At 64.2% G+C, this 10,935-nt stretch carries 10 protein-coding genes; 3 read left to right on the top strand and 7 right to left on the bottom strand.

Going from position 1 to position 10,935, the window contains the following annotated elements; genetic code table 11:
• Window positions 1-180: 180 nt before the first annotated feature.
• The 4 genes from ACVOMF_RS07930 to hflK form a co-directional block, all read right to left on the bottom strand.
• Complete coding sequence (locus tag ACVOMF_RS07930) at window positions 181-1,473, bottom strand: adenylosuccinate synthase (RefSeq protein WP_481508789.1); 1,293 nt, start codon at window positions 1,471-1,473, stop codon at window positions 181-183.
• A 245-nt stretch (window positions 1,474-1,718) separates the two neighbouring features.
• Window positions 1,719-1,904, bottom strand: coding sequence for a DUF2065 domain-containing protein (locus tag ACVOMF_RS07925; RefSeq protein ID WP_282273391.1), 186 nt, complete (start codon window positions 1,902-1,904; stop codon window positions 1,719-1,721).
• A 189-nt stretch (window positions 1,905-2,093) separates the two neighbouring features.
• Complete coding sequence (gene hflC / locus ACVOMF_RS07920) at window positions 2,094-2,957, bottom strand: protease modulator HflC (protein ID WP_481508788.1); 864 nt, start codon at window positions 2,955-2,957, stop codon at window positions 2,094-2,096.
• Window positions 2,954-4,060: an FtsH protease activity modulator HflK gene (gene hflK, locus ACVOMF_RS07915; protein ID WP_481508787.1), complete on the bottom strand. Its 1,107-nt coding sequence runs from the start codon at window positions 4,058-4,060 to the stop codon at window positions 2,954-2,956. Before hflK ends, hflC begins: the two co-directional genes overlap by 4 nt.
• Window positions 4,061-4,356: 296 nt before the next feature.
• On the opposite strand from hflK, the gene ACVOMF_RS07910 reads away from it, so the two are divergent.
• Together ACVOMF_RS07910 and pilH are read left to right on the top strand one after the other, a co-directional pair.
• Window positions 4,357-5,352 (top strand): oxidoreductase, encoded by a 996-nt coding sequence (locus tag ACVOMF_RS07910; RefSeq protein ID WP_481508786.1) that lies wholly within the window; start codon window positions 4,357-4,359, stop codon window positions 5,350-5,352.
• Between the two features lie 90 nt (window positions 5,353-5,442).
• The gene (gene pilH, locus ACVOMF_RS07905) at window positions 5,443-5,826 is read left to right on the top strand and encodes a twitching motility response regulator PilH (RefSeq protein WP_062166594.1); all 384 of its coding nucleotides are present in this window, start codon (window positions 5,443-5,445) and stop codon (window positions 5,824-5,826) included.
• Window positions 5,827-6,119: 293 nt separating this feature from the next.
• On the opposite strand, the gene ACVOMF_RS07900 is transcribed toward pilH, so the two are convergent.
• Both ACVOMF_RS07900 and ACVOMF_RS07895 read right to left on the bottom strand, forming a co-directional pair.
• Entirely contained in the window at window positions 6,120-7,019 is a 900-nt protein-coding gene (locus tag ACVOMF_RS07900; RefSeq protein ID WP_481508785.1) for a DnaJ C-terminal domain-containing protein, read from the bottom strand.
• Between the two features lie 126 nt (window positions 7,020-7,145).
• The gene (locus tag ACVOMF_RS07895) at window positions 7,146-7,583 is read right to left on the bottom strand and encodes an Hsp20/alpha crystallin family protein (protein WP_481508784.1); all 438 of its coding nucleotides are present in this window, start codon (window positions 7,581-7,583) and stop codon (window positions 7,146-7,148) included.
• A gap of 151 nt (window positions 7,584-7,734) precedes the next feature.
• On the opposite strand from ACVOMF_RS07895, the gene ACVOMF_RS07890 reads away from it, so the two are divergent.
• Window positions 7,735-8,217 carry a redoxin family protein gene (locus ACVOMF_RS07890; protein WP_481508783.1) on the top strand — a complete coding sequence of 161 codons (483 nt, stop codon included), beginning with the start codon at window positions 7,735-7,737 and terminating at the stop codon, window positions 8,215-8,217.
• A gap of 157 nt (window positions 8,218-8,374) precedes the next feature.
• Here ACVOMF_RS07890 and pbpC read toward each other — a convergent pair whose 3' ends face one another.
• Complete coding sequence (pbpC, locus tag ACVOMF_RS07885; RefSeq protein WP_481508792.1) at window positions 8,375-10,738, bottom strand: penicillin-binding protein 1C; 2,364 nt, start codon at window positions 10,736-10,738, stop codon at window positions 8,375-8,377.
• Window positions 10,739-10,935: the final 197 nt, after the last annotated feature.

Genomic DNA, 10,935 nt, shown 5'->3' with positions numbered 1-10,935 from the left:
GCATTGGGCGCTACCGGTAATGCACCTGCCGACCATGGGTCGGCACTACAGGTTTGGCTTTATCGGTAATGCCCCTGCCGACCATGGGTCGGCACTACGGGTTTGGGCTTGTCGGTAATGCCCCACAACGACAACGCCCCGCTTTCGCGGGGCGTTGGCTGTTACATCACGGCGCGGCTATCAGCCCCACGGATCCTGCAGGATCATGGTGTGGTCGCGGTCCGGGCCGGTCGAGACGATCGACACCGGGCAGCCCGCCAGTTCTTCCAGCGAACGCAGGTAGGCGCGCGCGGCCGGCGGCAGCTTGTCCCACTCGGTGATGCCGTGGGTGTTTTCGCTCCAGCCCGGGAACTCCAGGTACACGGGGGTGCATTCTTCCCAGCCCTGGGCGTCCAGCGGGGCGTATTCCGAACGCTTGCCACGGTATTCATAAGCGATACAGACCTTCAGCTTTTCCATGCCATCGAGCACGTCGAGCTTGGTGATGCACAGGCCGGAGATACCGTTGATGGCCACGGCGCGCTTCAGCGCGACGATGTCCATCCAGCCACAGCGACGCGGACGGCCGGTCGATGCGCCGTACTCGGCGCCACGGTCACGGATGCCCTGGCCGATTTCATCGTCCAGCTCGGTCGGGAACGGGCCGCCGCCAACGCGGGTCGCGTAGGCCTTGGCGATACCCAGCACGTAGTCGATGGCATCGGCGCCAACGCCGGCACCTGCCAGTGCACCACCGACGGTGGTGTTGGAGCTGGTGACGTACGGGTAGGTGCCGTGGTCAATGTCGAGCAGTGCGCCCTGCGCGCCTTCAAACAGCACGCGCTTGCCCTGCTTGCGCAGGTCATGGCAGATGCCGGCAACATCCGACTTCATCGGCTCGACGTATTCGCCGAAAGCCAGGGCTTCCTGATACACGGTGTCGAAATCCACCGGCTCCACGCCCAGGTACTTGGTCAACACGAAGTTGTGGTAATCCAGCGCGGTACGCAGCTTTTCAGCCAGCTGTTCCGGGTAATGCAGGTCGGCGATGCGGATGCCGCGACGTGCAACCTTGTCTTCATAGGCCGGGCCGATGCCGCGACCGGTGGTGCCGATGGCCTTGCCACCAGCGGCCTTCTCACGCGCCTGGTCCAGGGCGATGTGGTACGGCATGATCAGCGGTGCCGCGGGCGATATCTTCAGGCGCGAACGGACTTCGACGCCAGCGGTTTCCAGCTCTTCGATTTCCTTGCGCAGGGCGGCCGGGGAAATCACCACGCCATTGCCGATCAGGCACAGCGCGTCATCGCGCAGGATGCCGGACGGAATCAGGTGCAGGACGGTCTTCTTGCCGTTGATGACCAAGGTATGGCCGGCGTTGTGACCACCCTGGAAACGAACAACTGCGCCGATTTCTTCGGTCAGCAGATCGACGATCTTGCCCTTGCCTTCATCGCCCCACTGGGCGCCGAGAACAACAACTGATTGACCCATGACGGGTAACTCCTGAATTTGCTGCGGCCGTCGGGGCCGCGGAGGGGGCCGTGCGTTGCGCTGCGGTCCGCCATCAGGGACGCCCCATCGGGGAGCATCCGGCAAACACCAGGGCCATACACGGAAAAAGCCGAACGGGGCACTCCATGAGGAGTAAGCCCGACCGGCTTTTGTGGATTATCCGGGTTTTGACTGACAGCTACCACCCCCGAGACGCCAGGTTGGTATGAGCGTCAGGGTTTGGTTCAGTGGCGGACCCACCAAAGGACCGCCAGGCCGATGAACAGTGCCGCGGCACCCATTCCGCGCAGGGATGCAGCGGGCTGCTCCAACATCTGCGCGGCCATCCGCTTCCACGCCAGCGGCGCGATGAACAGGAACAGGCCTTCGATGATGGCCACCAGGCAAAGGGCGGAAAAGAGGTCTTGCATGCGCTATCGCCATTGCCTTCTCCCCGCGGGAGAAGGTGCCCGTAGGGCGGATGAGGGTGTGGGCGAAGCCCATCGAATGAGGGGCATCAGGGGCGCTCCGCCCCTTGCCCTCAGCACAGAAGCTGCCCTCACCCCACCCCCTCTCCCGCAAGCGGGAGAGGGGCTTAAGCAAAGACTAGAGCGCTGAGATCAGCGATCGCTCTTCATGTACTGCAGGAACGGGTCGTTCTTGTCGAGCACGATCACGCCGTTGCCGTCGGTCATCGAGGCGCGGTAGGCCTCCAGGCTGCGGTAGAAGGCGTAGAACGACGGGTCGGCCGAACCGGCCTTGCCGTAGATCGACGCGGCCTGGGCATCGCCCTCACCGCGCAGCTGCTGCGCATCACGTTCGGCTTCGGCCACGATCACGGTGCTTTCGCGGTCGGCCTGGGCGCGGATGGTCAGCGACTGCTCCTCGCCCTCGGCACGTAGCTTGGCGGCCTCCTGCTTACGCTGGGCGCGCATGCGCTCATAGACGTCGGCAATCACCTGGCTGTCGGTCGGCAGGTCGATCTGCTTGATACGCAGGTCGATGATCTCCATGCCCAAGGCAGCAATCGCCTCGTTGATCGACTTCAGCTGGCCGGCAATCAGCTCGCCACGGTCACCGGATACCAGCGCCTGCAAGGTGCGCGAGTTGATCTGGTTACGCAGCGAGTCGGTGATGATCGGCGCAAGGCGGGCATTGACGATCTTGCTGTCGCCGCCGGTAGCGCGGTAATAGGCGCGCACGTCGGAGATCCTGCCAATGGCGAAGAAGTCGACGCTGACGTCCTTCTGCTCGGCGGTGAAGTAACGCGCCGGGGCGGTATCCAACACCTGGAAGCGGCGGTCGAACACGCGCACGGTCTCAACCAGCGGCACCTTGAAGTGCAGGCCCGGCTTGATGTCGGCACGCACTACCTTGCCCAGGTTGAGCACCATCGCAGTCTGGTCTTCACGCACCACATAGACCGAGCCCAGCAGGCCCAGCAACACTGCGACGACTACGCCGATAACGACTGAATTTTTCATCGGCCGGCCTCCTCACGCGATGCCGAGCGCGAGACCGAACGGTCCGCGTTGCGAATGCTGTCGGTCGCCGCCGGGAAGGCCGGCGCCACCATTTCCGGGGTCAGCTGCGGGGCGTTGCCGGTCTTGCTGGCATCGGCCGGCATCGGCACGTAGATCAGCTGGCGGCCGTCGCCACCGATGACCTTGCGGTTCTCGGCCAGCACCTGCTGCACGGTTTCCAGCCACAGGCGCTTGCGGGTGACTTCCGGCGCGTTCTTGTACTCACCTTGCAACAGGGTGAAGCGGCGGGCGTCACCTTCGGCGCGGGCGACGATGGCCTGCTTGTAACCTTCGGCGGTGGTACGGGCACGTGAAGCCTGGCCGCGCGCTTCCGGTACAACCTTGGCGGCGTATGCCTGGGCTTCGTTGATCAGACGTTCCTTGACCTGCTGGGCACCGTTGACCTCGTCGAACGCCGGCTTCACTTCTTCCGGCGGACGTGCGTCGGGCAGGGTCAGGCCGGTCACGCTGAGGCCGGTTTTATAGGCTTTCAGCGAGGCCTGCAGGCGCTGCTCGGCAACCACGGCCAGCGGCCCACGGTTGTTCAGAACGGTGTTCAGGTCGGCGCGACCAACCTGTTCACGCACGGCGCTCTGTGCGGACTGTTCCAGCATCTGGTCGGCATCAACCGTACCGAACAGGTACTCGCGCGGGTCGTCCACGCGGTACTGCACGTTGACCGACACATTGACGATGTTCTCGTCCCGGGTCAGCACCGGCACGTTGCTGCTGAAGGTCTTGATCTGGGTCGCATTGACCTTGACCACCGATTCCAGCGGCCACGGCAGCTTGAAGTTGGGGCCCGGCTGCAGGATGCGCGAGTACTCGCCGAAGCGCAGGACCACGCCGCGCTGCTGTTCGCCGATCAGCTGGAAGCTGGAGAACAGCAACAGCAGACCCACCGCGACCAGCACCCAGCGCCAGATACCGCCATCAAACAGGTCGCGCAGCGGTCCGGGCAGTCCACCACCCCAACCTCCGCCATTGCCGCCACGTGGCGTACGCGGCGCGCGGTTGTTGTCCGCACCACCACCGCTGTTGCCGCCGGGTGTATTCCAGGCCATGCATGCTCCATCTGTAAGGGCCAGGCTGCGGGGGCTCCCGCCGAGGACCTGACCATCTATCGAATCCCGATTCTAACAAGGCAGACTCTGAACAGGTTCGGGGCTAGCTGAACCAACAAGGTTTGCCTGCAGATCATTCCCCAGGTGACTGATCCCGCAGCACGGGTCCAAGCCGAAGCCGGTCCCGCGGTATACCTGCAGGCCCTGCCAGCACCCAGTTTGAATAGGAATAAGGGCAGACCAGCCATTTCACAACAGTTATGGTTGCACTCCCCCGTTCCAATGCAGGCCTACCGATGTCCCCTACCGCCCCGTTTACCGCCTTCCGTATCCACAACGACGACGCCGGCTACCGCAGCGGGCCTGAACAAGTGGCTCTGGACCAGCTGAGCCCTGGCGAGGTGGTGATCCGCGCCCGGTGGTCCTCGGTCAACTACAAGGATGCGCTGGCTGGCACCGGCAAGGGCAAGATCCTGCGTCGCTTCCCGCTGGTCGGCGGTATCGACGTGGCCGGCGAGGTTGTCGCCTCCAGCGACCCGGCCTTCCGTGAAGGCGACCAGGTGCTGACCACCGGCTGCGGCCTGAGCGAAACCCGTGACGGCGGCTACAGCCAGTACGTGCGGCTGGAATCCAAGTGGCTGATCCCGCTGCCAGCCCAGCTCAGCCTGCGCGAGGCCATGGTGCTGGGCACGGCCGGCTTCACCGCCGCGCTGGCACTGCTGCGCATGACCGACAACCGGCAGACGCCGGCCCACGGCCCGCTGGCTGTCACCGGCGCTACCGGCGGGGTCGGCTCGCTGGCGGTGGATATCTTCAGCCAGGCCGGTTACGAGGTACACGCGATCAGCGGCAAGGCCGAGGCGGCGGACTATCTGACTGCCATCGGTGCCAGCCAGATCCTCGGTCGCGATGCCCTGGCCACCACCCGGCCGATGGAATCGGCGCGCTTTGGCGGTGGCCTGGACAACGTCGGCGGCAGCATGCTGACCAGCCTGCTGGCGCAGACCAGCCCCTACGGCAACGTGGCGTCGGCCGGTCTGGCCGCCTCCGGCGAGCTGGACATGACGGTGATGCCCTTCATCATCCGCGGCGTCTCGCTGCTTGGCGTGGCCTCGGCCGGCACCGCCCGCGACATCCGCGAGCAAGTCTGGCAGCGGCTGGGCAGCGACTGGAAGCCGCGCCACCTCGACCGCATCTGTACCCGCGAAGTCGCGCTGGATGGGCTGCCCGAGGTGTTCGCCACCATGCTGGACGGCAAATCCTTCGGCCGTACCGTCGTAAGAATCGACTGATATCGGTTATGAGCCGCCCTGGCGTGAGGTGCGTCACTTCACGCCGGCGGCGCGCCAGCACTACACTGCCGCCACTACTTGGGGAAAAACATGGCGCGTATCCTGATCGTCGACGATTCACCATCGCAGTTGATGGGCATCCAGCGCATTGTGGAAAAGCTGGGGCATGAGATTTTCACCGCAACTGATGGCGCCTCTGGGGTGGAGGTTGCCAAGCAGGTGTTGCCGGACCTGGTGCTGATGGACGTGGTGATGCCGAACCTCAATGGGTTCCAGGCAACGCGCACGCTCAAGCGCGAGGCGACCACGCAGCACATCCCGGTAATCCTGGTGACCACCAAGGATCAGGACACCGATCGTTTGTGGGGCATGCGCCAGGGGGCGAAGGCTTACATCACCAAGCCGTTTACCGAAGACGATCTGTCGGCGGTGATCGCGCAGGTATTCAGTGCCGAGGCGCCGCCGGTTGGGTGATGCTGCTTTCTTGGGGAAAGCTTTTCGGAAAGGCGGGCTTTGCCCGCCTTTCTTGTTCTTGGTTGTTGGGTTTGCTTTGGGTTTGCTTGCTAGAAGCTTGCCCTCACCCCAACCCCTCTCCCGTAAACGGGAGAGGGGCTAGTGCACTAGCAACCGACGTGATCCGAGCCCCTCTCCCGCGCGCGGGAGAGGGGTTGGGGTGAGGGCAAGCTTCTAGCTAAAGATTTAAACCAACGGAAAAAAGAAAAGCGGGCAAAGCCCGCTTCTCGTCAACAGCACATACCAAGCAGGACTCAGTCCTCGCCAAACGCCTTGGCCAGGTCCTTGTACGCCTTGCGCTGGGCTTCATTGCTCGCCACCGGTGCCACAACTTCCAGCTCAACAATCTGGTCGCCATCCGGGCTGCCCGGCAAGCCGCGGCCGCGCAGGCGCAGTTTGCGGCCGCTGTCCGAATCGGCCGGCACCTTCAGCTCGACCGAACCACCAAGCGTCGGCACGCTGATGCTGGTTCCCAAGGCGGCCTGCCACGGGGTCACCTGCAAGGTGTACAGAATATTGCGGCCGTCCACCTCGAACTGCGGGTGCGAGGCGTATTCGACTTCCAGCATCAGGTTGCCGCCGCCGCTGCCCTGCCCGCTCAGGCGGATCACCTGGCCCGGGCGGATGCCCTTGGGCACGCGCACGTCGAGCTGGCGACCGTCCACTGTGATGCGCAGGCTGTCGCCGTTGTAAGCAGCCTCCAATGGCACCGACAGCTTGGCGCGGGTGTCGCGCATCGGCTGCGGACCGGCACCGCCGAAGCCAGGGCCAGGACGACGTCCGCCAGCCCCCGCACCGCCGCGCTGGCGGGCAAACAGGCTCTCGAAGAAATCGCTGAAACCGCCGTTGGCGTTGCCACCACCGAACACTTCCTCGAAATCAAAGCCCTGCCCACCGCCAAAGCCCGGCGGGGCGTTGAACTCCTCGCCAGGGCGATAACCCTGCGCGCGCAGCTGGTCATAGGCCTTGCGCTTGGCCGGGTCGCGCAGCGCCTCGTAGGCCTCGTTGACCGCCTTGAACTTGTCCTCGGCGCCAGCTTCCTTGCTTACGTCCGGGTGGTACTTGCGCGCCAGCCGACGGTAGGCCGTCTTGATCTCGGCATCACCGGCGCTGGGCTCAACCCCAAGCGTGGCGTAGTAATCCTTGAATTCCATCCTCACACCTCTGAAAAAAAGCTGGCCCGACACCTTGCGGCAACGGGCCATCGAGCAATCGGCAGGCGCCGTGGCCCCATTCTACCGGGCCACGGTGCCTGCGCAGGTGGAAGTTCACTCACGCCATCAGGCGCTGGGCTGGCCCTGCACCACCTGGATGCGGCGCGGTGCCGCCTCGCTGCGCTTGGGAATGCGCACTTCCAATACGCCATTGTGGCTGTGGGCAACAATGCCCTCGGCGTCGGCGCTGTCGGGCAGCACGAAACGACGATTGAAAGCACCCGGGCCACGCTCGCTACGGGTCAGACGCTGGCCTTCGGCCAGTTCCGGCATGCTGCGCTGGCCGCTGATAGTCAACACACCCTTTTCCATCTGCACTTCAATGCTGGCGGGGTCAACGCCGGGCAGATCGGCCGAAACGACGAAACGGTTGGCTTCCTCACGGATATCAACCGCAGGCACCCAAGCTGATACGGTGCTGTTGGTGACGGTTTCGAGCAGCGGCGACAACAACTGATGAATCTCGGACTGGGTCGGCCACTGGCGGTAACGTACGATGCTCATGATGTCCTCCTGCAAGATGTGGAGACTGGCATGCCGGAATGGCGCTGCCTTTCCCATGCCAAGGACGTATTGTGTGAAGAACGCCTTTTCAAGTTGCAGACGCGGCGTCTGCACTGCCGCTTTAAACTTAAATTCAGCCTAGGAGCCCCCAATGTCCATCAATGTCGGCGACCGTATTCCGGAAGTTACCCTCAAGCGCCTGCGCGAAGGCCTGGAAACGATCGACACCCATGCATTGTTCGATGGTCGCAAGGCCGTACTGTTCGCCGTGCCTGGCGCGTTCACCCCGACCTGCTCGGCGCGCCACCTGCCCGGCTACGTCGAGCACTTCGAAGACTTCCGCAATCGCGGCATCGAAGTGTTCTGCATGGCGGTCAACGACCCGTTCGTGATGCAGGCCTGGGCCAAGAGCCAGTCGGTGCCGGACGGCTTGCAGATGCTGTCGGACGGCAATGGCGACTTCACCCGTGCACTCGGCCTGGAAATGGATGCCAGCGCGTCGGGCATGGGCATGCGTTCGCGTCGGTTTGCGTTGTATATCGAGAACGGTGTGGTCCGCGCTGCGTATATCGAACAGCCTGGGCAGTTCGAGGTCTCCAGCGCTGAGCATGTGTTGGCCAATCTGCCGGCTTGAAGACGCGATAATTCCCTGTAGTGCCGAGCCATGCTCGGCTGGGGCGTTACCGCCGATTTTGTAGCCGCGGCAAGGTCCCTGCCGAGCATGACTCGGCACTGCATGGCATGGCTGGGAAAGCTTTTGCCGAGCATGGCTCGGCACTACATGGCGCCTCTTAGTTCACTACGCGGAAGCGGACGCGCGTCCATGTGCCGTCGGCCGCCAGCGCCGTCAGGGTGTGTTCGCCTGCGTCATTGAAATCACGGGTGAAGGTGCGGGCACCTTGTGTCTGCGCGATCCAACGGCCATCGAGCAGCCATTCAATCGAGGATTCGCTGCCCAGTGCGCGCAGTTGCAGACGCGGACCATGTTGTGCACCCGGCGGGCGAGCCAGCGTGGCCAGGTCATTCAAGCCTTCGATATGCAGCACGCCATCCGATTGCCTGCCGTCGCCGGCGCAATCAGGCGCCAGTGGCGGCAGGCTTTGTGCCTGTCGTTGTGCCACGGTCAGCCAAGGCGAAGCCATCGCTGGCCAGCGCGCAATCTCACGATCCTCGATCTGTGGATGGCCTTCGCAGCCGGGCGACAGCCGCTGGCCTGTCGTTGCATCCACCTGATAGCGCATGCGCCCGGATTGCCAGAACCTTGCCTCGCGCTCAGGGAAGCTTGGCGGCACCACGCCGTCCAACACCCAGGCGGGGAAACGGCGCTGGCACATCGCAGGCGGGGTCTGCTCGGCGGCAATGCCCAGCGGCCAGCAGATCTCGACTTCGCTGACGCTGTCGGGCCGCGCGCGCACGGCGTTGTCACCGGCCTGACGCGGCAGACTGTCGATGACCTCGAACATCAGCGGCAAGGCCGTCACCGCACCGTATTGGCCCGGCAAGGGGGTGCCATCCGGACGACCGACCCAGACGCCGACGGTATAGGAGCGCGTGCTGCCGATTGCCCAGGCGTCGCGGTAGCCGTAGCTGGTGCCGGTCTTCCAGGCCACGCGCGGGCGATTGCCGGTATCGAACGTGCCTACTCCATAACCGGGGCGGGGATTGGATTCGAGCACATCGCGCACGATCCATGCGGCACCCGGCGATATCAGCCGGCGCTCGATGCGAGGGTCTTTCGGCGTGTAGCGCACGCGACCGGCGATACCTTCCCGGTTGAGCGCGGAGAACGCACCGACCAGATCCTCCAGGCGCGCCCCGGTACCACCGAGAATCAACGCAAGGCTGGGCTGCGTGCCATGCGGGAAACGCAGATTGATGCCGGCGTTGCCCAACCGTGCAGCGAACCGCGATGGGCCAACCCTGTCCAGCAGATCCACCGACGGCACGTTCAAGGACAAACGCAAGGCAGTAGCAGCACCGACCGGCCCGTTGAATGCCGCATCGAAATTGCCGGGACGGTAGCCGCCAAAGCTCTGCGGCGCATCGACGATCAGGCTTTCCGAGTGGATCAGACCATCGTCCAGCGCCATTCCGTAAAGGAATGGCTTTAGCGTTGAACCCGGCGAGCGCCAGGCCTGCACCATGTCCACATGGCCAAGCCGCGCCTTGTCAGCAAAGGTGACCGACCCGACATAGGCGCGCGCTTCCAGCGTGTTGTTGTCCATCACCAGCAGCGCGGCCGAGGTGCGTTCCGGCAGTTGTGAGAAGTACGAGGAAACACGCTCTTCCAGCGTGCGTTGCAGACCGCTGTCGATGCTCGTTTCAATCTGTGGAACACGCGGATAAGTGCTGCGCATGCGTTGCGCCAGCAAGGCGGCATGCAAAGGCTGTTGCAGTGAGCGTGCCACCACCGGCTCGATGCGCGCGTCGGCGACATCATCGGCCGACCACACCTTGAGCTCGGCCATGCGCGCCAGCACCTTGTCGCGGGCGCGCTGCGCGGCTTCCGGGTGCCGATCAGGACGCAGCCGGCTCGGCGACTGCGGCAACACCGCCAGCAATGCGGCCTCGGCCTGCGACAGATGCGTGGCCGACTTGCCCAGATAAGCCCAACTCGCCGCTTCCACACCTTCGATGGTGCCACCGTAAGGTGCGCGCTCCAGGTACAGGTCGAGGATCTGTGCCTTGCTCAGGTGTACTTCCAGCTGCAGCGCACGCAGCAGCTGTTTGAGTTTGCCCCAGGGCGTGCGCGTATGCGGATCGAGAATGCGCGCGACCTGCATGGTCAAGGTCGAGCCGCCAGAGACGATGCGTCGCTCCAGCAGCATCTGCTTGCCGGCGCGTGCCAGCGCCCACGGGTTGATGCCAGGGTGGCGCCAGAACCAGCGGTCCTCGTAGGTCAACAAAGCCTGCAGATACAGCGGTGAGATGGTCTTTGCATCGGCCGGGTAGCGCCACACGCCTTCGGCATCGGCGAAGGCACGCAGCGGTGTGCCGTCGCGCGCCACCACCAGCGTACTGGTGTCGCGTGATTTCGGCAGCGGCAACGGGAATGCCTGGTCCAGGACCAGCAGCAAGGTCAGCAGTGCGGCAAGCGCCCAGCGCAGGTTGCGGAGCGTGAAGACGGTGCGCACGCTGTTGCCAACGTGTTTCAGCCGGGAGGTGCGCGTTTTCAATGGGGATGATTCTTCAAACATTGCCTGTGGAGCTGGGGCGGAACGGCTTGGCCGCAGAAGAGCTTACCCCTCCCCAACCCTCCCCTTGCCGTTGGCAAAGAGAGGGAGCAGGAGCAGCTGCCTGACGCCGCGATTGTTGACTGTGGCGCTGCAGCGGAATGGCTTGGCCGCGGAAG

The sequence above is a fragment of the Stenotrophomonas sp. STEN022 genome (assembly GCF_056760155.1).
Note: the sequence above shows the minus strand (reverse complement) of the source record. Positions and strands in the feature narration are given on the sequence as shown.

Coding starts and splice junctions, on each gene's coding strand:
- ACVOMF_RS07930 (WP_481508789.1), bottom strand. CDS start 1,473: ATGGGTCAATCAGTTGTTGTTCTCGGCGCCCAGTGGGGCGATGAAGGC.
- ACVOMF_RS07925 (WP_282273391.1), bottom strand. CDS start 1,904: ATGCAAGACCTCTTTTCCGCCCTTTGCCTGGTGGCCATCATCGAAGGC.
- hflC (WP_481508788.1), bottom strand. CDS start 2,957: ATGAAAAATTCAGTCGTTATCGGCGTAGTCGTCGCAGTGTTGCTGGGC.
- hflK (WP_481508787.1), bottom strand. CDS start 4,060: ATGGCCTGGAATACACCCGGCGGCAACAGCGGTGGTGGTGCGGACAAC.
- ACVOMF_RS07910 (WP_481508786.1), top strand. CDS start 4,357: ATGTCCCCTACCGCCCCGTTTACCGCCTTCCGTATCCACAACGACGAC.
- pilH (WP_062166594.1), top strand. CDS start 5,443: ATGGCGCGTATCCTGATCGTCGACGATTCACCATCGCAGTTGATGGGC.
- ACVOMF_RS07900 (WP_481508785.1), bottom strand. CDS start 7,019: ATGGAATTCAAGGATTACTACGCCACGCTTGGGGTTGAGCCCAGCGCC.
- ACVOMF_RS07895 (WP_481508784.1), bottom strand. CDS start 7,583: ATGAGCATCGTACGTTACCGCCAGTGGCCGACCCAGTCCGAGATTCAT.
- ACVOMF_RS07890 (WP_481508783.1), top strand. CDS start 7,735: ATGTCCATCAATGTCGGCGACCGTATTCCGGAAGTTACCCTCAAGCGC.